This window comes from Ruegeria faecimaris, assembly GCF_900182615.1.
Lineage (GTDB): Bacteria > Pseudomonadota > Alphaproteobacteria > Rhodobacterales > Rhodobacteraceae > Ruegeria > Ruegeria faecimaris.
This window is the reverse complement of the sequence record NZ_FXTE01000020.1, coordinates 1-21722: the sequence shown is the minus strand read 5'-3', so window position 1 is coordinate 21722 and position 21722 is coordinate 1. Positions and strand designations below refer to the sequence as shown.

General features: G+C 56.7%; 19 protein-coding genes, 2 tRNA genes and 1 riboswitch. Of the genes, 9 read left to right on the top strand and 12 right to left on the bottom strand.

The window, feature by feature from the left end:
- Positions 1 to 42: 42 nt before the first annotated feature.
- The 3 genes from FN806_RS19445 to FN806_RS19435 all read right to left on the bottom strand — a co-directional run bounded on the left by FN806_RS19445 (position 43) and on the right by FN806_RS19435 (position 2324).
- Complete coding sequence (locus FN806_RS19445) at positions 43 to 705, bottom strand: HD domain-containing protein (protein WP_142640240.1); 663 nt, start codon at positions 703 to 705, stop codon at positions 43 to 45.
- Positions 689 to 1789 carry a chorismate synthase gene (aroC, locus tag FN806_RS19440; protein ID WP_142640238.1) on the bottom strand — a complete coding sequence of 367 codons (1101 nt, stop codon included), beginning with the start codon at positions 1787 to 1789 and terminating at the stop codon, positions 689 to 691. Before aroC ends, FN806_RS19445 begins: the two co-directional genes overlap by 17 nt.
- A 94-nt stretch (positions 1790 to 1883) precedes the next feature.
- Complete coding sequence (locus tag FN806_RS19435; protein WP_142640236.1) at positions 1884 to 2324, bottom strand: 6,7-dimethyl-8-ribityllumazine synthase; 441 nt, start codon at positions 2322 to 2324, stop codon at positions 1884 to 1886.
- A gap of 128 nt (positions 2325 to 2452) precedes the next feature.
- A riboswitch (FMN riboswitch) is annotated at positions 2453 to 2598 on the bottom strand.
- Between the two features lie 54 nt (positions 2599 to 2652).
- Between FN806_RS19435 and FN806_RS19430 the strand changes: the two genes are divergently transcribed.
- Positions 2653 to 3267, top strand: a complete 615-nt coding sequence (locus FN806_RS19430; protein WP_142640234.1) for an FMN-binding negative transcriptional regulator — start codon at positions 2653 to 2655, stop codon at positions 3265 to 3267.
- 13 nt (positions 3268 to 3280) lie between these two features.
- Here the strand turns inward: FN806_RS19430 and FN806_RS19425 are convergent, their stop codons facing one another.
- Positions 3281 to 3724: a c-type cytochrome gene (locus tag FN806_RS19425; RefSeq protein WP_142640232.1), complete on the bottom strand. Its 444-nt coding sequence runs from the start codon at positions 3722 to 3724 to the stop codon at positions 3281 to 3283.
- 485 nt (positions 3725 to 4209) lie between these two features.
- Here FN806_RS19425 and petA point away from each other — a divergent pair, with 485 nt between their 5' ends.
- From petA to FN806_RS19410, 3 genes are read left to right on the top strand one after another with little or no spacing between them, the layout of a single operon-like run.
- Positions 4210 to 4794 carry a ubiquinol-cytochrome c reductase iron-sulfur subunit gene (petA, locus tag FN806_RS19420; RefSeq protein WP_142640296.1) on the top strand — a complete coding sequence of 195 codons (585 nt, stop codon included), beginning with the start codon at positions 4210 to 4212 and terminating at the stop codon, positions 4792 to 4794.
- 11 nt (positions 4795 to 4805) lie between these two features.
- Complete coding sequence (gene petB, locus FN806_RS19415) at positions 4806 to 6137, top strand: cytochrome b (RefSeq protein WP_142640230.1); 1332 nt, start codon at positions 4806 to 4808, stop codon at positions 6135 to 6137.
- A 17-nt stretch (positions 6138 to 6154) separates the two neighbouring features.
- The gene (locus tag FN806_RS19410; protein WP_142640228.1) at positions 6155 to 6940 is read left to right on the top strand and encodes a cytochrome c1; all 786 of its coding nucleotides are present in this window, start codon (positions 6155 to 6157) and stop codon (positions 6938 to 6940) included.
- A gap of 139 nt (positions 6941 to 7079) precedes the next feature.
- On the opposite strand, the gene mtaB is transcribed toward FN806_RS19410, so the two are convergent.
- Positions 7080 to 8336, bottom strand: coding sequence for a tRNA (N(6)-L-threonylcarbamoyladenosine(37)-C(2))-methylthiotransferase MtaB (mtaB, locus tag FN806_RS19405; RefSeq protein WP_142640226.1), 1257 nt, complete (start codon positions 8334 to 8336; stop codon positions 7080 to 7082).
- Positions 8333 to 9175 (bottom strand): diaminopimelate epimerase, encoded by an 843-nt coding sequence (dapF, locus tag FN806_RS19400; protein WP_142640224.1) that lies wholly within the window; start codon positions 9173 to 9175, stop codon positions 8333 to 8335. The genes mtaB and dapF overlap by 4 nt, the downstream gene beginning before the upstream one ends.
- 212 nt (positions 9176 to 9387) lie before the next feature.
- On the opposite strand from dapF, the gene FN806_RS19395 reads away from it, so the two are divergent.
- A tRNA-Lys gene (locus FN806_RS19395) sits at positions 9388 to 9463 on the top strand.
- Between the two features lie 251 nt (positions 9464 to 9714).
- Here the strand turns inward: FN806_RS19395 and FN806_RS19385 are convergent.
- Positions 9715 to 9790, bottom strand: a tRNA-Thr gene (locus tag FN806_RS19385).
- 176 nt (positions 9791 to 9966) lie between these two features.
- Between FN806_RS19385 and FN806_RS19380 the strand changes: the two genes are divergently transcribed.
- The 3 genes from FN806_RS19380 to arsJ are packed head-to-tail and all read left to right on the top strand — an operon-like array spanning position 9967 to position 13051.
- Positions 9967 to 10800, top strand: a complete 834-nt coding sequence (locus FN806_RS19380) for an arsenate reductase/protein-tyrosine-phosphatase family protein (RefSeq protein WP_142640222.1) — start codon at positions 9967 to 9969, stop codon at positions 10798 to 10800.
- The gene (locus tag FN806_RS19375) at positions 10797 to 11795 is read left to right on the top strand and encodes an ArsJ-associated glyceraldehyde-3-phosphate dehydrogenase (RefSeq protein WP_142640220.1); all 999 of its coding nucleotides are present in this window, start codon (positions 10797 to 10799) and stop codon (positions 11793 to 11795) included. The genes FN806_RS19380 and FN806_RS19375 overlap by 4 nt, the downstream gene beginning before the upstream one ends.
- A complete protein-coding gene (arsJ, locus tag FN806_RS19370) occupies positions 11792 to 13051 on the top strand; it encodes an organoarsenical effux MFS transporter ArsJ (RefSeq protein WP_142640218.1) in 1260 nt (419 codons plus the stop codon). The genes FN806_RS19375 and arsJ overlap by 4 nt, the downstream gene beginning before the upstream one ends.
- Positions 13052 to 13461: 410 nt before the next feature.
- Here arsJ and FN806_RS19365 read toward each other — a convergent pair whose 3' ends face one another.
- From FN806_RS19365 to FN806_RS19345, 5 genes are all read right to left on the bottom strand, one after another.
- Complete coding sequence (locus FN806_RS19365) at positions 13462 to 15861, bottom strand: trimethylamine N-oxide demethylase (protein ID WP_142640216.1); 2400 nt, start codon at positions 15859 to 15861, stop codon at positions 13462 to 13464.
- On the bottom strand, positions 15858 to 16229 hold the full coding sequence (locus tag FN806_RS19360; protein WP_142640214.1) for a cupin domain-containing protein: 372 nt from the start codon (positions 16227 to 16229) through the stop codon (positions 15858 to 15860). Before FN806_RS19360 ends, FN806_RS19365 begins: the two co-directional genes overlap by 4 nt.
- 1 nt (position 16230) lies before the next feature.
- Positions 16231 to 18213: an ABC transporter permease gene (locus tag FN806_RS19355; protein ID WP_142640212.1), complete on the bottom strand. Its 1983-nt coding sequence runs from the start codon at positions 18211 to 18213 to the stop codon at positions 16231 to 16233.
- Positions 18213 to 19241, bottom strand: coding sequence for a quaternary amine ABC transporter ATP-binding protein (locus FN806_RS19350; protein WP_142640210.1), 1029 nt, complete (start codon positions 19239 to 19241; stop codon positions 18213 to 18215). The genes FN806_RS19355 and FN806_RS19350 overlap by 1 nt, the downstream gene beginning before the upstream one ends.
- A gap of 82 nt (positions 19242 to 19323) precedes the next feature.
- Positions 19324 to 20277 carry an ABC transporter substrate-binding protein gene (locus tag FN806_RS19345; RefSeq protein ID WP_142640207.1) on the bottom strand — a complete coding sequence of 318 codons (954 nt, stop codon included), beginning with the start codon at positions 20275 to 20277 and terminating at the stop codon, positions 19324 to 19326.
- A gap of 239 nt (positions 20278 to 20516) precedes the next feature.
- Between FN806_RS19345 and FN806_RS19340 the strand changes: the two genes are divergently transcribed.
- Positions 20517 to 21452 carry a LysR substrate-binding domain-containing protein gene (locus FN806_RS19340; protein ID WP_142640206.1) on the top strand — a complete coding sequence of 312 codons (936 nt, stop codon included), beginning with the start codon at positions 20517 to 20519 and terminating at the stop codon, positions 21450 to 21452.
- The last annotated feature ends 270 nt before the right edge of the window (positions 21453 to 21722 follow it).

Genomic DNA, 21722 nt, shown 5'->3' with positions numbered 1-21722 from the left:
TGAGCCTTTGACTGCGAAAGATCAACGATTGGATTGTACCAATCAGGCAGATTTCCACGTGTCGGGCAGGGGTTGGCCGATCTCTTCGCTGAACGCCTCAAGAAACCGGATCATCCGTGCCACACGCGCCTGTGCCAATTCGCGCCCGGTGGGCGTCAGCATGTCTGCCGGCAGGCTCAACAGTTTGACCTTCCAGTGATCAATCGAGAATTGCTGATCATTCAGATCGCGGGCAGTGGCAAAAGCATCCTCGGGATCATACAGGTCGCGACCTAGATCACCTGAAACAGCGAAGTTGCGCGCAATGCCGATGGCCCCCAGTGCATCAAGCCGATCTGCATCGCGTAGGATGCGGGCCTCGGGTGTTTCTGGCGGTATCCCGGCCGAGAAACTGTGTGCAGCAATGGCGTGCTGGATGGCGTCGATCTCGGGTCGTGAAAACGTCAATTCCTCCAGAATAGGCACTGACTCGGCAGCAGACCGGCGTGAAGCCAAGTGGCGGTCGGGGTCATCTTTGGGCAAGTTGACCAGGTCATGAAGATAGCTTGCCGCAAGCAGAACCCGAATATCTGCTTGCGTGTCCGCGATGGCCTGTACATTGATCCAAACGCGATCCAGATGCGCCAGATCATGGGCAGGATCTGTTTTCATGCGCTGCGCGACGATGCCGCGCAGCCGGGCGCGCAGCTCAGCCGATATGGCCACGGTTCTCGCCGATCTGACCCCGGTGCAACAGCAGGTGGTCAAGGATTACGCAGGCCATCATCGCTTCGCCAACCGGAACCGCACGGATGCCGACGCAAGGGTCATGGCGGCCTTTGGTGATGATCTCGGTCTCTTCTCCGGACTTGGTGATCGTTTTGCGCGTGGTCAGAATCGACGAGGTCGGTTTGACCGCAAAGCGTACGACTATATCCTGCCCGGTCGAAATCCCGCCCAGTATGCCGCCTGCGTGGTTCGAGCTGTATTGCGGGCCGTTCTGCCCCATGAAAATCTCATCGGCATTGGCCTCGCCGGTCAGTTCAGCGGCGGCCATGCCTTCGCCGATCTCAACACCTTTGACTGCGTTGATCGACATCATCGCTGCGGCAAGATCAGTGTCTAACTTGGCATAAACTGGCGCACCAATCCCGGCAGGGACACCACGCGCAACGACCTCAACCACCGCCCCGACCGAATTGCCGGACTTGCGTAACCCGTCTAAATAGGCGGCCCAATCTTCGGCGGCTGTCGCATCGGGCGTCCAGAATGGGTTCTGTTCAATCTGTGACCAATCGAAATTCGTGCGGTCGATCTTGTGCGGGCCAATCTGAGTCATGTACCCGTTGATTTGCACATTCGGTGCGATCTGCCTGATCGCTTCGCGGGCCAGGCCCCCGGCGGCAACGCGCGAGGCGGTTTCGCGCGCCGAGCTGCGGCCACCGCCGCGATAATCGCGGATACCGTATTTTTGCCAATAGGTGATATCAGCATGGCCCGGGCGGAACTTTTCCATGATATCGCCGTAGTCTTTTGACCGCTGATCAGTGTTCTCGATCATCAGCTGGACCGGAGTTCCGGTCGTCTGCCCTTCGAACACGCCGGACAGGATTTTCACCTGATCGGGCTCGCGCCGCTGGGTGGTGTATTTATTCTGTCCTGGTTTGCGCTTGTCCAGCCAGTGCTGGATCACCTCTGCGTCGATGGTCACCCCCGGCGGGCAGCCATCAACAGTGGCACCCAAGGCGGGCCCGTGGCTTTCACCCCAGGTGGTGACGCGGAAAAGATGGCCAAAGCTGTTCATCGACATAAGGGGTGCTCCTTCTGAGCATCGTGATTAGCGGGCAAGGCCCGTAGCCTCAAGCGGATTTGCGGTTGGGGCCCAGCACCCCAACCCTTTCCGGTCAGGCCGCCGAGGACAGCTGCGTCCGCATCGCGGTGATTTTCAACGCCGCCTGTGCCGCCTCGCGCCCCTTATCCACGAAATGCGCGCGGTAGATGGTATTGTGGTGGTCCGTCTCTTGATACTGGTGTGGCGTCAGCGAAACAGACAGAACCGGAACACCGGTATCCAGACCTGCGCGCATCAACCCGTCGACCACAGCTTGCGCCACGAAATCATGCCGGTAGATGCCGCCATCCACCACAAAGGCCGCGCATGTCACAGCTGCATAGCGCCCAGTCTGGGCAAGATCGCGGGCCAGCAGGGGCATTTCGAATGCGCCTGGAACGTCGAACACGTCCACTTGATCGGCGGGTATCAATTCCAGAAACCCGTCGAGTGCACGGTCGACAATATCGGCATGCCAGCTGGCCTTAACAAACGCATAGCGGGTGTGTGTCATCAAGATCTCCTTCCGGTTTGGTGGTCTGCTGGCGGTTGCGAAAACCGGTTCCCACTTTTCGCTGCCAGCACGACATGACACGTCACCCAAGGCGATCACGAGCAGGCGCGCGGGGTTACCGGCACACTGCACGTTCTCTTTCATCCGGACTGTAACCGTCGGCTCTGGCCTCTCACCAGATCTGCTGACACCCCGAAAAGGGGCCGCTCGCGGGCTTACGGGTCATCGCCCGCATACCGCCGGTGGGGAATTCCGCCCCGCCCTGAGAACGAGGCGCACCTTGCCAATAGGTGCGCGGTTCTGCAAGAGCTTTTGCAGGAGGACCGCCATGCACCCCAATCCCGCCTTCCGCGCCGAGGATCGTGACAGTCATATTGCTTTTGCGCGCGAGCGCGCATTTGGTGTTTTGGCTTTGTCAGCGGACCAGGGGCCTTTGCTTAGCCATGTGCCGTTTCTGTTGTCAGAAGATGGCGCAGAAGCCTCGCTGCATCTGGTGCGGTCCAATCCGATCGTCCGGGCATTGAATGAACCGCGCACGGTTCGAATCGCTGTATCGGGGCCTGACGGATATATCTCGCCCGACTGGTACGGGATTGAGGATCAGGTGCCCACTTGGAACTATGTGGCGGTGCACCTGACCGGAACGCTTTCGCTTCTTCCGCAGGACGCGTTGCGCGATTTACTCGATCGTCAGTCGGATTTTTATGAGCGCCGGTTGAACCCCAAGCCACCCTGGAGCGCCAGCAAGATGAGCGCGGAGGCTCTGGACAAGATGATGCGCATGATTGTGCCCTGCAAATTGCAGGTAGATGACATTCAGGGCACCTGGAAGCTGAACCAGAACAAGCCGGACGATGTCCGTCTAGCCGCCGCAGATCATGTGGCGGTAGACGGGTTCGGAAGCGAGACCACTCACCTCGCCGCGCTCATGCGGTCTAGGTGAGCGGACGGGCTGGTCAGTTGCTGAAGGTCGCCAGATAAGCGGCGACATCCTCAGCCCCTTTTTTCAGTTTGACGCTCATGTTCGGACGGGCGGTTTCGTCATCCAGATAGTCCCTCAGGAAAACAATCGGGTCCTGCGAATATTCGACGATGTTTTCCTGTGTCCAGACCAGCCCTTCCTGGCCGGCACGGATCATGTCATCGGTGTACATCCCGATTGGTAGGCGTTCGCTTCCGTTCAGGTAATCGGTTTCTGTTCCGGCCACCCGGCCTACGACCCCATAGAGATTCGGCCCGGTGATGCCGCCTTTGACCAGAACTTTTCCATCTTTGATAATTGCATGGCACGAAGAGCACCGATTGTAGAGGCTTTCTCCCTTTGCCGGATCGCCGGCGGCGATGGATTGCGATGAAAGAGTCAGGGCGAAGGTCAGAGTGGCTGTAAAAAGCTTTGGCATGGAAAAATCCCGTTAAGGTTGGTCCTGTTACAGGCCCTTGGGACATTCCAGCCAAATGTGCAATCGAATTGAGACTCATCTAGTGTGTTGAAAAATATCTATTTTTAACTCATTATTTTTACCAAGGTAGATTCAATCGAAGTGGATTTTTGCGTGGCAAAATCAGGTCAGAATTTTGCAGATTTTCGCCGATCAACAGTCTTCGGTTCTGTGTTGTGAGGGTGTTTTCGTTGCCTGGTTGCCATCCGAATCACTCCCTGTACCACCCGCGCGGCAGGGCAAACGTTCACGGGTAATCCGGCCCATCCCTTGAAAAAAACGCCTTTCGTTGTGACATGAATGCCAAGATGCGGCGTAGTGCGCGCCTATGACCGCTGGACGAACCGATTTCTCCCGGATAGATAGCCGCGATGAGACGCCGCTTTGATGCGGTGCTGATGCATGTTTGCCCGGTATTGCCGGGCGCCGGAATCGGAGAAAACCTCGTGTCCCACGCAGAAGACCACGAAGGCACCCGCAGAGATTTCCTCTACTACGTCGCAGGCGGCGCAGGTGTCGTTGCGACGGGTGCAGCCGTATGGCCCCTGATCAACCAAATGAACCCCTCGGCAGACGTTCAGGCGCTGTCCTCGATCCGCGTGGATGTGAGCGGTGTCGAGCCCGGAACCCAGCTGACCGTCAAATGGCTGGGCAAACCCGTGTTCATCCGTCACCGCACCGGTGTCGAAATCGACGAAGCGCAGAAGCAGGACGCCGATGGCGTGGATGCCCTGCCTGACCCGCTGGCCCGTAACTTCAATCTGAATGCTGATGCACCGGCCACGGATGCAAACCGCGTGATGCCGTCGCCGGAAGGCGAAGCCGCAGGTGCCTGGATCGTCCAGATGGGCGTCTGTACTCACCTCGGTTGTGTCCCGCTGGGCGATGCTGGTGACTTTGGCGGCTGGTTCTGCCCTTGCCACGGCTCGCATTACGATATGGCTGGCCGTATCCGCAAAGGTCCCGCACCTGAAAACCTGCCCGTTCCGCCCGCTGAGTGGACGGACGCCAGCACCATCAAACTCGGCTAAGGGAGACCCAGATGTCCGGAATTCCCCACGATCATTACGAGCCGAAGACAAGTGGCGAGAAGTGGCTGAACAGCCGCCTGCCCATCGTCGGCCTGATCTATGACACCCTGATGATCCCAACCCCCAAGAACCTGAACTGGTGGTGGATCTGGGGCATCGTCCTGGCGTTTTGCCTGGTCCTGCAAATTGTCACCGGTATCGTTCTGGTGATGCACTACACTCCGCATGTTGATCTGGCCTTTGCTAGCATCGAGCACATCATGCGCAACGTGAATGGCGGCTATATGCTGCGGTATCTGCACATGAACGGCGCATCGCTGTTCTTTGTCGCGGTATACATCCACATCTTCCGCGGCCTGTTCTATGGCTCGTACAAAGCCCCGCGCGAGGTTACGTGGATCATTGGGATGCTGATCTATCTCTGTATGATGGGCACTGCCTTTATGGGCTATGTTCTGCCCTGGGGTCAGATGTCCTTCTGGGGTGCGACCGTGATCACCGGCCTGTTTGGTGCGATCCCGTTTGTGGGTGACGCGATCCAGACTTGGCTGCTGGGCGGACCGGCTGTGGACAACGCCACGCTGAACCGCTTCTTCTCGCTGCACTACCTGCTGCCCTTTGTAATTGCGGCGCTAGTCATCGTGCATGTCTGGGCTTTCCACACCACCGGCAACAACAACCCGACAGGTGTTGAGGTTCGCCGCGGTTCGAAAGCCGAGGCTGAGAAAGACACGCTGCCCTTCTGGCCTTACTTCGTGATCAAGGACCTGTTCGCACTGGCGGTCATCCTTGTTGTGTTCTGGGCAATCGTTGGTTTCATGCCGAACTATCTGGGCCACCCGGATAACTACATCGAAGCCAACCCGCTGGTAACACCGGCACATATCGTGCCCGAATGGTACTTCTTGCCGTTCTACGCGATCCTGCGTGCCTTTACCGGCGAGGTCTGGGTTGTTCAATTCGCCAGCTTCATCACCGGCGGCATCATTGACGCCAAGTTTTTTGGTGTTCTGGCGATGTTTGGTGCGATCCTGGCTATGGCTCTGGCGCCATGGCTGGACACGTCAACCGTACGTTCGGGTAAATACCGGCCGATGTTCAAATGGTGGTTCTACCTGCTGATCGTCGACTTCTTTGCCCTGATGTGGCTGGGTGCGATGCCCGCAGAAGAGCCCTATGCGACCTTCTCGTTAATCGCATCGGCCTACTGGTTCGGCTATTTCTTCGTGATCCTGCCGGTTCTGGGTGTCATCGAAAAACCCGATGCACAGCCGGAAACCATCGAAGAAGACTTCAACGCGCATTATGGCAAGGCTGACGCCGATGCCACGCCGGCCGAGTAAGAAGAGGGACCGGAAACATGTTCAAGAAACTTGCAATCGGTGCCGCGTTTGCTATCGCACTTGCTCCTGTCGCGTCTAACGCGGCAGGCGGAGGCGAACAGCATATCGAGGACTTCCAATTCTCATTCGAAGGCCCGTTCGGAACCTGGGATCAACACCAGTTGCAGCGCGGCCTGCAGATTTACACCGAGGTTTGCGCGGCCTGTCACGGCCTGCGCTATGTGCCTCTGCGTGACCTCGAAGCGCTGGGCTATTCGGAAGACGAAGTCACCGCCTATGCGGCGGGCAACTTCGAAGTGTTCGACCCCGAGCTGGACGATTTCCGCCCGGCTAAACCCGTTGACCATTTCCCCGCCAATGATGGCGTTGGCGCACCCGACCTGAGCCTGATGGCCAAGGCGCGCGCTGGTTTCCACGGCCCTTACGGTCTGGGGATCAACCAGCTGGTCAACGGCATGGGCGGCCCGGAATACATCGCCTCGTTGCTGGATGGTTATACCGGCCACGAAAAGGAAGAAGCGGGAACGGTTCTGTACGAAAACACCGCCTTCCCCGGTGGTTGGATTTCGATGGCGCCCCCGCTGTCGGATGAGCAGGTCGAGTTTGCCGATGGCCACGCAAATGATGTCGAGCATATGTCGGAAGACGTTGCAGCCTTCCTGATGTGGACGGCTGAACCGAAGATGATGGAGCGTAAGTATTCGGGCTTTGTCGGTGTTGTCTTCCTGACGCTTCTGTCGGTCCTGCTGTACCTAGTCAACAAGCGTCTGTGGGCAGGCGTTAAAGGCAAGAAGAAACACTAAGCGGTTTTCAGACAAGTTAGAAACCCCCGCGCCTTTGGTTGCGGGGGTTTTTTGTTGCTTGGGGGTGGAAGGGGCCAGCCCCTTCTTGGCCTGCGGCCAATTCATCCCCGAGGTATTTTTAGCCAGATGAAGAGGCGGATCAGGCGCTGAGCTGCGTATCCGAGCAGCCGGTGATCGTCGCGGTCACGATCTGCCCTTCGGATTGAGGGGTTTGGAACGTAACTTCGGTAAACTGCGCGGTCCGGCCCATATGCGGGTTTTCCATCAGGATGTGATGTACCTTACCAACTTGGGCGGTCAGGTGCTTGCCAATCTGCACCTCGCCAGCGGCGCGCAGACGGGCGGCGCGGGTTTTGATGACATTGCCGTTGACCTGCTGCGGAATGCGGGCGGCGGGTGTACCTTCGCGTTTGGAGTAGGGGAAGACATGCAGCCATGTCAGATCGCAATCGGCAACCAGCCTTAGCGAGTTTTCGAAATGGGCCTCGGTCTCGGTCGGGAAACCGGCGATGATGTCAGCGCCAAAGGTCATCTCGGGGCGCAGCTTGCGGGCCTCTTGGGTAAAGCGGATCGCATCGTCACGCAAATGGCGGCGTTTCATCCGCTTCAGGATCAGATCGTCGCCATGCTGCAGCGACAGATGCAAGTGAGGCATCAGGCGGGGTTCTGTGGCAATGGCCTGCATCAGGTTTTCATCGACCTCGATCGAATCGATCGAGCTGATCCGCAGGCGCGGCAAATCAGGCACTAGTTTGAGGATGCGCATAACCAGATCACCCAGCTTTGGCTGGGCAGGCAGGTCAGCCCCCCATGAGGTCAGGTCGACGCCGGTCAGAACGACCTCATTATAGCCCTTATCGACCAGACGCTTGATCTGGTCCACAACAACGCCCGCGGGGACGCTGCGCGAATTACCGCGGCCATATGGGATGATGCAGAAGGTACAGCGGTGGTCACAGCCATTCTGAACCTGTACATAGGCGCGGGACCGAGTGCCAAACCCGTCGATCAGGTGGCCAGCGGTTTCGGTAACCGACATGATGTCATCAACCTGGACGGCCTCGGTTTCACCAATGAAATCCGCCGCCATACCTTTCCAGGTTTCGGGTCGCATCTTTTCAGTGTTGCCAATGACGGCATCGACCTCTTCCATCTGGGAAAAGGTCTGCGGTTCTGTCTGCGCAGCGCAGCCGGTCACAATCAGCCGGGCATTCGGGTTTTCGCGGCGCAGTTTGCGGATTTCCTGCCGGGCCTTGCGCACGGCTTCGGCGGTCACGGCGCAGGTGTTCACCACCACCGCATCGGTCAGACCGGCTTGTTGCGACAGCTCTTTCATCGCCTCGGTCTCATAGGCGTTCAGGCGGCAGCCCAGCGTGGTGAATTTGGGCGGGTTCATCCCAGCGACCTCAGGAATTCCGGCGTCAGCAGGCCTGAGAAGACATGGGCGGTAGGGCCGGTCATCCAGACGCCATCGTTGCGCCAATCAATCCAAATCGTGCCGCCGTCCAGCTCGATCTGAACCTTGCGTCCGGTCAGGCCGCGCCGGGCTGCGGCCACGGCCGTTGCGCAGGACGAAGAGCCAGAGGCCAGGGTGATACCAACGCCCCGTTCCCATACGCGCATGCGGATATGATCCGGACCGGTCAGCTGTGCCACTTGTACATTGGTCCGTTCTGGATAGAGCGGATGATACTCATACCGTGCGCCGAACTCTGCCAGCGGAATCGCCTCGGCATTGTCGACAAAGAAGGTGCAATGCGGGTTTCCCATGCCGGTGGCGGTTGGGGCGCCTTCGATCGGCAGTTCCAAGGTGTCCACGTCTTCGGTCAATGGAATCTCGTGCCAGTTCAGCTGCGGCAGTCCCATATTAACCGAAGTCAGCCCGTCCCCCGCATCGCTTGCATACAGCGTTCCCCGCTCGGTGGTCAGGGTCAGGGTCTGTTTGCCGGTTTCCTCCATCAGAAACCGCGCGATGCAGCGGGTGGCATTGCCACAGGCGGCCGAGGTCGAGCCATCGGCGTTGTAGAACACCAGATGGGCATCTGACGCGCCATTTTCGATGACGGCGAGCTGATCAAAGCCGACCCCAAATTGCCGATGCCCAATGGCTTGGGCCAAGGCTGGTGTCACCCCGATCTCATGCGCGCGCGCATCCACAATGACAAAGTCATTGCCCAGCCCATGCATCTTCATAAAGGGCAATCCGGTGTTCTGAATTCCTTGCATGGCGGGCATATAACGTTGCTGCGGATGGGAATCCACCCTGTGGCGCAGATTCGTGAAAAAAGGGGTTGACCCCCTTGCGCCACCTGCCTAAGTAGGCCGCCTATCGGGACGCCGTTTCGAAAGAAACTACAGGCGTAACGAGGTGTGAAATAAGGTCTTGAACCCAGTCGGGAAAATGCCTTACAGAGCGCCACGGATCCAAAGGATCCAAACAAAAGAGTGGGCCGTTAGCTCAGTTGGTAGAGCAACTGACTTTTAATCAGTGGGTCGCAGGTTCGAATCCTGCACGGCTCACCACTTTTTACATAGCACCAAGGCGTTACGCAGGATCAGATTGATGCGAACGTATAACCACACCGCATGTGCGATGATCTGCCGAGGAGATCCGTGGCGATTGTAGCTTATCGGCGATGGCTGCTTCGATGTCACCTTCGTCCAATTACGGGTGTGAGAATCCAAACGGCAAGTTGGCGGGACAAAACCCTTCGAACTGCAGAAATCAATTTACGTTCAAGGGTTTGCGACTTCTGTTAGCCTCTGAATGTAAATGGTGCCTCAAGAGGGACTCGAACCCCCGACCTTGTCCTTACGAAGGACCTGCTCTACCAGCTGAGCTATTGAGGCAACCGAGGCTCATTTAAACCCTCGTGCGGGTGCTTGCAAGCGGTGAAACCCCGGGTTTCATGACCTCAGAAGCACCTGTTTCCGCATTTTGTTATCACCGTTCTTTGAGGGTCCGGCGCGCACTGGAAATCGGAACCGGGTTGACTGCAGTTATATATTTCGATATTTCATGAAAAATGGAAATTATAGCAACAGAACAACTGGCGACTTTGGGTCACCCGCAACGGCTTTCAGTGTTTCGCATGTTGATGCGACGCTTTCCTGACGCTGTCCCGGCCGGAGAGCTTGCCTTGGGGCTGGGGATCAAGCCCAACACATTATCGAACTATCTGAACGCGTTGCGACAGGCAGGGCTGGTCCGGCAGAATCGGTCTGGTACCTCTTTGCTCTACTCGATCGAGATGCAGAATGTGCAGCAGATGCTGGATTACCTACTGAACGATTGCTGCCGCGGACGCCCCGAAATCTGTATCCCGCCAGGCTGGGAAAGCGACAGATCAGCGGACCGAAAATACAACGTTCTTTTCCTGTGCGTTGGCAATTCCGCCCGTTCGATATTTGCTGAATCTATCCTTCACGCGCTGGCGGGTGAGCGTTTCAACGCATATTCTGCGGGAACGCAGCCTTCATCCGGGCTCAACCCTATAGCGGTGCAGGTCCTTAAGGACAAAGGGCATGATGTTTCGGCTCTGCGCTCGAAACATATGTCAGAATTTGCCACCTCTGACGTGCCCGAGATGGATTTTGTCTTTACCGTCTGCAATCAGGCCGCGAATGAGGAATGCCCGGCCTGGGATGGCCAGCCGATCAGCGGTCACTGGGGCGTGGTCGACCCGGTCATGGCGATAGGCACGAAGGCTGAAAAAAGCCTGGCCTTCCAGAACGCCTATGGTTCGCTCAGGCGCAGGATCGAGGCCTTTACCTCGCTGCCGGTCGAAAGCCTCGACCGGATCGCCTTGCAATCTGCTGTCGACGATATTGCCAGAACATCTGACGAGGACATGACATGACAACCTACGCTGTGAATGGCCTTGGCCGGATGGGCAAGCTGGCCCTGAAACCACTATTGGAGAAAGGCGCAAAGATCGCCTGGATCAATGACGGGATCGGTGATCCTGAAATGCACGCACATTTGCTGGAATTTGATACGGTTCATGGACGCTGGGAAGCAGATTTTGACTATGACAAAGACAGCGTCACCATAGAGGGTATACGCTTGCCGTTTGTCGGTACCCGCGACCTGAACGCGCTGCCACTGGACGGGGTCGACGTGGTGATTGACTGCACTGGCGCCTTCAAAACCGAGACCAAGCTGGCGCCATATTTTGATGCAGGCGTCAGGAAGGTTGTCGTCTCGGCACCGGTCAATGATGGCCCGACCGCCAATATCGTAATGGGCGTGAACGAAGGCACATATGATCCGAGCGCGCATCACATCGTGACGGCCGCCTCTTGCACCACCAACTGCCTGGCGCCGGTGGTCAAGGTGATCCATGAAAATATCGGGATTCGCCACGGGTCGATGACCACAATCCACGACGTAACGAACACGCAGACCATCGTGGATCGCCCGGCCAAAGACCTGCGCCGCGCGCGCTCGGCCCTGAATTCGCTGATCCCAACCACCACCGGCTCGGCCACAGCGATCACCCTGATCTACCCCGAGCTGACAGGCCGGTTGAACGGCCACGCGGTCCGGGTGCCGCTGCTGAATGCCTCGCTGACCGATTGCGTGTTCGAAGTGGAGCGGGAAACAACCGTCGAAGAAGTCAACGCGTTTTTCAAAGCCGCCGCTGAGGGTGAACTGAGCGGCATTCTGGGCTATGAAACCCGCCCTCTGGTGTCGACCGATTACACCAATGATCAGCGTTCTTCGATCATCGATGCGCCGTCGACCATGGTGGTGAATGGCACGCAGGTGAAGATCTATGCGTGGTATGACAACGAGATGGGATACGCACACCGTCTGGTCGACGTCGCGCTCATGGTCGGAGCCGCGCTGTGACCCAGAAGCCCGAAGGGTTGTCCGCCTATATCGCGGTCACGGCAGCCTATTGGGCATTCATGCTGACCGACGGCGCGCTTCGTATGCTGGTGCTGCTGCATTTTCATACGATGGGCTTCTCGCCGGTCCAGCTGGCCTATCTGTTTGTTCTGTATGAAATTGCCGGTATCGGCACCAATCTGGCGGCGGGCTGGATTGCGGCTCGGTTCGGGTTGACCTCGACGCTCTATGCGGGGCTTGGCCTGCAGGTGGGGGCGTTGCTGCTGCTGACTCAACTAGACCCTAATTGGGCCATTCCAGCTAAAGTGGCCTTTGTCATGATCGTTCAGGGTGCCAGCGGCGTGGCCAAGGATCTGGCCAAGATGTCTTCGAAATCCGCCGTGAAACTGCTGGCCCCGACCGAGGATGGCGGCCTGTTTCGCTGGGTTGCCCTGCTGACCGGGTCCAAGAACGCGGTCAAAGGGCTGGGCTTTTTGCTGGGCGCAGGTCTGTTGGCAACGTTTGGCTTTAACTGGGCTGTCCTGGCCATGGCCAGCGTTCTGGGCGTCATCTTGATTTCGGTGATTTTGTTCATGCCGCCGGGCCTGCCCAAAGGGCGTAAAGGCGCAAAATTCTCTGAGGTTTTTTCGAAATCCCCCAATATCAACTGGCTGTGCTTGTCCCGCATGTTTCTGTTTGGCGCGCGCGATGTGTGGTTTGTGGTCGGGATTCCGATCTATTTCTATGCGGTATTGTCCGACGGGTCCGAAACCGGGAACCGAGCGGCCTTTTTCATGATCGGGACATTCATGGCGGCCTGGATCATCCTATACGGCGCAGTTCAGGCCAGCGCCCCGAAGATCCTGCGCGCCTCTGACCGGTCCGAGCCCCAATTGATCTGCGCCGCGCGCGATTGGGCCGTAACCCTGTTCTGCGTGCCTGCTGCCCTGACCGTTGCTGTGGCCTTATCCTCGGGGCCCGCCACTTGGCTGACAATTACGCTGGTGATCGGCTTGCTGATCTTTGGAGTGATCTTTGCCGTGAACTCCTCGCTGCATTCCTATCTGATCCTGTCCTTTTCTCAGGCCGAGCGGGTCACGATGGATGTCGGTTTCTATTACATGGCCAACGCGGCTGGCCGATTGCTGGGCACAGTGCTGTCTGGCCTCACTTACCAGATCGGTGGTTTGGCAATGGTTCTGGGAACAGCCGCAACAATGGTCGCTCTGTCCGCCATGGCCTCGGACAGGATGCAGGACCGTTTGGCGGTGGGTTAGCATTCTCACCAAGCTTGCTCGCGAATGCGGCATGGACTTCATTATTTTTGCGGATGAATTCTGTGACGGGACAAGTGGAATTAGCCCCTACATGTTACGCTATCCGGCAGAAACGCTTTATTGGCGATGCCGCAGGGCATTTCAGCGGATCCAATTTGTTGTTTCGAAATCTCAGTGGCACACTCGGGAAGCGCGCAAAGCAACGCGTTCGAAAGCTCACTGAAGCAAAAGATTATTTTTTTGGTACCCAAGCAATAAGGCTTGCAGTGGTTCGTGGCCGACCGCTCAGCCTTAACAATCCAATGTCACTGCCCAGAGGCATTTGACCTGGAAAGCCACCACTCGAGTTGCATGAGGTCCGAGCATCAGCATTCCTTGGTCGGGTAGAAGTTAATGTCACACCACCGTCGCTATTCTGCAGCGTTCGGAACCGTCGCTTCTGCGTACATTCCCTTCACACGTTCCTTTGTTGGATCGAAATGCGGGAATGGCACGATCTTGGCTTTCAACCGCTTTTGTTGGCCGTCCAGCTGCCCGATTTCGATGTCCGCTCCAACGATGGCATGGGTAACCGAAATCCGACCCAAAGCGATGACCTTGCCGAGGATGGGTGATTTCATCGCGCTGGTAATCTCTCCGACCTGCGCTTTCCCAACGCGCACGCAGTCACCGGGTGAGGGGACCGTACCCCCTTCGATCTCAAATCCAACCAGTTTGCGGTGTGGGTGGGCCTTGCGCTCCTCTATCGCCGCCCGCCCAATGAAGTCGTCGGTCTTTGATTTCAGCGGCACAGTAAAGCCGATGCCGGCCTCGAACGGATCGGTCTGATCGTCGAATTCTGACCCGGCAAAGATCAGACCGCCCTCGATCCGCAACATGTCCAATGCGCCCAGGCCCAGAGGCGCAATGCCATACTCTTGGCCCACCTCCCAGACACGATCAAAGATTTCGACGGCATCCTTGGGGTGGCAGAAGATTTCATACCCAAGCTCTCCGGAATAGCCGGTCCGAGAAATTACAACAGAAGTCCCCTGCACATCACCAACCCGCGCGACCGAAAGCCGGAACCACGGCAGTTCGTCGATCGTTGGTTGCTGAGGCGGTGTCCAGAATATCTTGGAAAGTATGTCGCGGCTATGCCGCCCCTGAACTGCAATGTTGTGCAACTGGTCCGTAGAGTTGCGCACCCAGACATTCATATTGCGTTTGAGCGCCTGTTCCTGCAGCCACAACCCGCTGGTGTCATTCCCACCGATCCAGCGGAAGTTCGTCTCACCCAACCGGTAGACGGTGCCATCGTCGATCATACCGCCGTGCTCATAGCACATGGCCGTATAAACGACCTGACCAACGCTCAGCTTTTTCATGTTGCGGGTCACGCAAAGCTGCATCAGTTCTTCGGCGTCAGGTCCCACGACTTCGTATTTGCGCAGCGGGCTGAGGTCCATGACAGCAACCTTGTCCCGGCAAGCCCAATATTCGGCAATCGCGCCATGATTGGTCATCGTGTTGGGCAGCCAATAGCCATTGTATTCGACGAAATCACGGGTGTGCCGTGCAAAGCAGTCGTGAAATGCTGTTTTCTTAGTTTCTTCCACATCCGCCTCCGCAGATTTTCTATAGCCATAGGACCGCTTGAAATCCTCGGTCGCCTTATAGGTTCGCACTTGAATGTCTGTTGGATTCCAGCCATTTGCCGGGTCGATATCGCAGGGACAGCCGGTGCTGACGCAAACCAGGTCGGTCAGGGCGCGCAGCAGGACGAAGTCACCGGGTCGCGACCACGGATCGTCCATGCCAATGGCGTTGGTGTCATCCAGCATCGTGTTGAAAAAGAAGTTGATCGCTGGCCAGCCACCGCGCGGCTTGATGCCATATTGGTCCAGATCCTTGTTGATATTGTCCGAACAATTCACATGGCCGGGATAGCCAAGGTCTTCGTAATATCGCGCCGTACAGGCCAGACCGAACGTGTCATGGCGCCCACAGGTATCTTGAACGATTTCGATCAGAGGCTCTTGATCTACTGACCAGTACTTTGAGAAAATCCCGGGTTGAGGATACAAGCTGCCCATCAGGCTGCGTGTTGTTGTCGGGTCGATTTCACGCTCGATCCCCTGATCCAGTGCGCGGCGGCTGAATGCCTGAAAATCGGAACACTCTCGGCCACGAATATCGACGATCTGGATGAATTCACCGGCCTTCACTTCATATGAGTGCGCATTTCCCGGCTGAATATTGAAATCCTTAAGCGGATCGGCCAGCGGATCGGGCGGTCCGACATCGGGCTTTTCCAATCCGGGCGCTGAGCGCTGGATGTACAAGATGATATCCGTAGGAGGGTTGTTGTCCTCGGGGCGCATAGCCTTGCCTGGTGCAGCGACAATCAAAAGACCATCGCTTTCTGCCACGAAATGCACCATGTCGCCGGGGCGTGACCCGTCAGCGAATGCCCGGATTGCGTCGCCTTTTCCGATGTCGAAGCCCGCGATTTCCAATGCACGCAGAACTTTTTTGCCAGATGCTGATCCATTTGCGAGGGTTGTGATCAAACCTTCGGGCCGTCCATGCCCCTGTGTGCCCAGCATGGCTGCATCGGAGCTTCGGTCAGGGGAAAAGAAGACCATCTCAGCCGGTTGCATCCCATCGCGATCCAGCAGCGTGATGGTATCGCCTTTGGACACCGGTACCGCGCGCGACCCCATTCCGGGGATCGGGTGGCGTTCCGTTCCATGCGGCAGGATCGGAAGGCCGGGGACCAGAACCCCGCTGCGTTCGAATGGAACTTCGAAGGCCGGCTTCACATTCATAGTGTGTTTTCCTGAATGGCTTCGGTTGCACCGCGATGGGTGACCACCAAGAGGCATCCCGCCTCGGTTCGCGAATAGTGGCTGAACCCGGCAGCAAGGCTGACAAAATCGCCGCTGCGATATCGAAACCCGTCGTGGTCGGTCAGATCGCCCTCAAGCACAAAGAACTCTTCCGGCCCGTAATGGACATGAGGGTTCGAACGTGTGCCTGGCGCCATCTTCATCAGATAGCTGCCTTGTCCGGTTTCTTCATCGAAACTGATATTCTTCCACCAGACCTGCGCATCGGGCAGGCCGTCCATCCGCATCCGGACAAATCCGGGGTCATCGAAGCGGATAACGGTGCGTGCGCTCTGTTGTTGTGCCATCTTAGTCGAGCCCCAACCGCTTTTTGCGCTGATCAGCCCAGCTGCTGATCGCCATGTCGAAGGTAAGCGCCATCAGCGAGACATTCATGCCGAGCACAAAGTTCTTGCCCAGTTCGGTACCTGCCAGAGTTCGTTGAAGTTCCTGCCCCAGATCCTGCGTTCCAATGAAGGCCGCGATAATGACCATGAAGAAGGCGAACATGATGGCTTGATTAAACCCGACCGCCATAGTTGGCAGCGCCAGAGGGAACTGAACCGACATAAGTTTTTGCCGGCGGGTCGAGCCGGACATATCTGCTGCCTCGGTCATTTCCGGCGGCACGTTGCTGAGGCCAATAATGGTGTACCGGATCAGCGGGACGGCGGCGAAGATCAGAATCGAGAACACAACCGCGACATCATTGACCCCGAACAACATGATCGCAGGGATCAAGTAAATGAAGCTGGGGAAGGTTTGCGCAGTGTCGCAAGCCAGCAAAATGCTCTTGGACCAACGCGCGGACCGCGCTGCGACAACGCCCAGGGGGATACCGATCATGGTTGCCAGCGCAACGGCCGAGATCACGGTATACAAAGTGATAACCGACCGATCCCACCAGCCCGAGAACGCGACAATCGTAAAGAAGACTGCTGCGTAGATGCCGGGCTTTCGGCCACCAACCCAATAAGCAAAGGAAACAACCAGAAGGATGAACGCGGGAGTTGGAATGGCGAGTAGCGTATTCCGGAATGGAATCAGAACCTTGACGTTCAGAAACCAGCGCAACCATTCGGTTGTCCCTTTGATCATGTCGATGGCCAGGAACGACTTGATAACCACGTCGATTTCCTTGCCCTGGCTTAGATGCTGCTTGCGGCCAATTTCGGCCAGGATCGGGAAGACCTGAGACAGCAGAGTGAACCCAACAAACAGACCCAGTGCGACCAGCGAAATCTGGTGGCGCTTCCACCATGGGGTGCCGCGTTCGAAGTGCACTGGCTGTTTGACGACCCAGGCCTTTGACATCCGATCCAACGTGACAGCCAGAAGGACGATGGTTACGCCAATCTCGAAAGAACGGCCCAGCTTGAAACTACCCATCATCGCCAGCAGTTTCGCGCCAAGACCGGGCATTCCGATAAAGGCGGTCAGAACAACCATCGCAAGACACAACATGATCACCTGATTGACGCCGACCAGAACCTCGGTCCGCGCGGCTGGAACGTAGACGTGGCGCAACATCTGCCATTTGGTACATCCAGACATCTGGCCTGCTTCGATCACTTCGGGGCTGACTTTTTTCAAGCCCAGAGTGGTCATCAGGATCATCGGCGGGATGGCAAAAGTAATTGTTGCGACGGCCCCAGCTGTCGGTCCGACCTTAAAAAAGATCACTGCTGGCAAGAGATACGTAAAGAAGGGCAGGGTTTGCAGCACGGACAGCATGGGTTTCAGCATCCGCTCGAACCAGCGGTATTTCCAGGCGGCGATGCCCAGTATCAAGCCCAAAAGAAACGCCAGCGGTGCGGCAACCACGATGACAGACATCGTCTGCATGGCGATCTTCCACTGCCCGATTGCGGCCGTCCAGATGAAGGTTCCCGCGCCTAATGCGGCCAGACGCCAACCACCTACGGCGTAGCCGACGACGGCTGCCACTGCGGCGATTGCGGACCATGGGATCGGGCCTAGATTGGGCCAACGGCGCTTGCCTTCCAGAAGGTTCGCTGACGTATCCAGCAGGAACTCAAGCGGACCTTCGGCGATAAATCGTGTGACATAGATCAGGCCAAGATCATTTTGGATAAAGTAGAAGACTGCATCCAGAACCTGCGCCGTCGGCGGAATCGCGGCTTCGGGGATGCGGTTTAGCCATTCGGGCAGAACTCCGACAGCTTTGGCAACGATCAGCACGAAGGCGGCGGCCAGCAGTGTAGTCAGGACTCTGGCTTTTCCCCACGTCCCGTCTGAAGTGTCCGGTACTTCGGTGGACAGCGCCGCCATCATTCAGCTCCAAGCAGAACATTCAATGCGGCGTCACGTTCCAAAACACCGGTGACAACGCCTTTGTCATCCGCCACCGGCAAAAGAATGCGGTTATCGTTGACAAGAACCCGCGCCAGTTCGTGAATGGTTGATCCACCATTGATTGGTGCGCCCTCCAAGGCATGACCGTTCACAGGTTTTGCCAGGCCTTTGGCATGTACGACCCGGGCCTTGTCGACATCTTCGGTAAACTTGGCCACGTACTCGGTGGCAGGGTTCATCACAATCTTGTCGGGGGTGTCACATTGTTCGACCGCGCCGTTGCGCATGATTGCAATCCGGTCTGCCAGACGTAGCGCTTCGTCAAAATCATGCGTGATGAAAACGATGGTTTTGCCTAGCATCTCTTGCAATCGCAGGAATTCATCCTGCATTTCGCGGCGGATCAGTGGATCAAGCGCCGAGAATGGCTCGTCCAGAAACCAGATATCGGGTTCAATGGCGAGCGACCGGGCGATTCCCACTCTTTGCTGTTGGCCGCCGCTCAATTCCCGTGGGAAGTATTCTTCCCGACCTTCAAGGCCCACCAACTTAATGACTTCCAGCGCTCGCTCGCGCCGATCATGACGATCTTGTCCGCGCATTTCCAACGGAAAGGCCACGTTGTCCAAAACCGTGCGATGTGGCAGCAGTCCGAAAGACTGAAACACCATGCCCATCTTGTTTCTGCGCAATTCAATCAGATCGCGCTCGCTCAGGCTCATGATGTCCTGACCGTCAACCTCAATCGTTCCACCTGTAATGTCGTGCAGGCGCGAAAAGCAACGTACCAGCGTCGACTTGCCTGACCCTGACAAACCCATGATGACCAGCATTTCGCCACGGCCAACCTCAATCGAGACATCCTTGACACCGGCGATATAACCATCTGCACGGATTTCATCAAAACCGCGGCCAGCGGGCATGGACTTCAGGTAGCTCTCTGGCGAGGGCCCAAACAGTTTCCATACATTTTTGGCTGAGATGACAGGCGCTGTGGTGGACATGGCTGCCTAACTTTCTTGTTGAGCGCGGCCTTGCATCGATCAGATGGTCAAGGCCGCGCCAGTTTCGGTGGATGTAGCCGGATTATGAGCTGCAGGAACTGATCCAAGGATCGATGACAGCGCGGTTGGCGTCCAGCCATTCTTCGGCGGCTTCTTCCGGTTCAAGCTCATCTGTGTCGACCAGCTTCGCCATCTCAGCAATCTGCGGATTGGTGAAAGAAATCTCTGTCAGGGCGCAATACGCGGCCGGCCATTTGTCTTTCATACCATCCCAGGCTGCCTTTTTCAGGTAGCCTTTGGCGGGGTTGCCGCAATCATACAACGCATTCGGATTAGGACCCTTGGCCGGGTCTTTGTCGCATCCGTCTTCCCATGCTGGGAACTCAACGAACTCACCAGGCCAGACGGCTTCGGCAAAGTTTGGCGTCCAGTTAAAAACCAGTACCGGCGTTTTGTCGGCCTCAGCCGCGCCAATCTCGGCCCAAAGGGCTGCGGCGGAACCCGCATTGATCACGGTAAAGTTCAGATCAAGTGCTTCGGCGCGTTCTTTACCATGCTTCAACCAGTCAACTGGACCATCCAGATACCGACCCTTGTCGCCGGTTTCGGCTGTCGCGAACAGGTGTGCGCAGTCGTTCAGTGCATTCCAATCTGGCAGGCCCGGGCAGGATTCCTTGGTCCACATGGGATACCACCAATCCTCACGTGTAACGGCGTCATGATCACCTGCGTCATGCAGGCCACCTTTTTCCAATGCCGCCCTGTAGGACGCGCCAAACGCGCCTTCCCAGACTTCCATCTCCAACGCCACATCGCCCAGGCGCACCGATTCATAGACCGCCTGGCTGTCGGTGGTGACGTATTCGACGTTGTTGCCCATCTCTTCAAAGATCAGGCCGACAACGTTCGACATCACGATCTGGCTGGACCAATTGTGAATTGGGATCACGATCGGGTCGCTGCTGTCTTCTGCAGTCGCCCCTGTTCCCGCTACTGCTGCCAAAGTTGCAGCAGAAAGGAGGTTTGTAAGTTTCATGTTTGCTCCCTGAGTGATGTTCATTTTTTAGGTTGTGGACTCTTCCGGCCCCGAATTTGTGCATTCTGCGCAGAATCGCCCCAGACGCAGAACAGAAATTTGAGGGTCTTTGGCTATAAATTCTTGAGGCTAACCCGACTTTTTGCTATCTTAACAATTAGTTGCCTGATCGATTGCCAGCAGATGAGGCCAAATGTTTTTCGATCGCTATAACGTCCAGTTCGGGAATCCGCTCTGAAATGCCAAAGAAAACTTCAGTCACAGGGAAAGTCCTTCCACCGCTCGACTATTTGTTGGCGTTTGAAGCTGCCGCAAAGGCGCAGAGCTTTGCGCAGGCCAGTAAGGTTCTGAACATCTCTGAAACGGCGATCAGCCGCAAAGTGCGGTTGCTAGAGCAACACTATGATGTGCCGTTGTTTGTGCGAGGGCACCGATCTGTTTCGCTTACCCAACAAGGGGCCATCCTGCTGGCAACCGTGGAGAAGTCGCTGGACCTGATGCGGGATGTCAGCCGGGATATGCTGGCCAAACATCAGGCCAACACGGTATCGATCTCCGCCACCAACTCTGTCGCTTCTCTTTGGCTGATGCCGCAACTTCGCAAGTTCAACAAATCAAATGGCCGCATCCGTATTTCGCTGGTCTCTTCTGACAGCGACGCAGAGTGCCTGTCGGATTCGATGGACTTGACGATCCTGCGTGGAGATGGCGATTGGCCGGGATACGAGGCACAGCTTTTGTTCGGAGAAACCGTATTTCCGGTCTGCAGCCCAGAGTATCTCAAGAGCAACCCCAAGGCGGCAGATATATCTGCGCTGCCGGAACTGGACCTTATTGAAGTGGCCAGTGGCCATGCAGAGTGGATGACATGGCGCACTTGGTTCAGTGGCAATGGCGTATCGACGTCCTCGATGGAACAGGCAGTGGAGTTCAATACCTATCCGTTGTCAGTGCAAGCAGCTGTCGATGGACTGGGAATTGCATTGGGTTGGGCCCATCTTGTTGACCCATTGCTTGAAAGCGGCACTTTGGTCAGACCGGTTCAGGGCGCATCAGTGCGAACACAGTCCGGATACTACCTGTTAAAAAGGCCTCTTCACAAAGCTTTCCCAGAGCAGCGCATCGTTGAAGATTGGTTGCTTGGTCTCAGCGCGGGTCGGAAAAGATACGCCTGATCGCTGTGGCCAGCCTCTGTTTCCTAATGATGAATCGAGTAGCACTTTCAGGGAGTGTTAAACTCGCATATTGACCCTAGGGAATAAATATTTACTTTAAAGAAAAATATATGCGAATCTGGTTCGGCTCCTTGCCGTTCTGGTTGGAACACTATTGGCCTATTTTATGCAGGGAGACCGAAACCCAATGAGCTATAAATCTGACATCGAAATTGCGCGTGAGGCGAAGAAGAAGCCGATTCAGGAGATTGGTGCGAAGATCGGCATCGA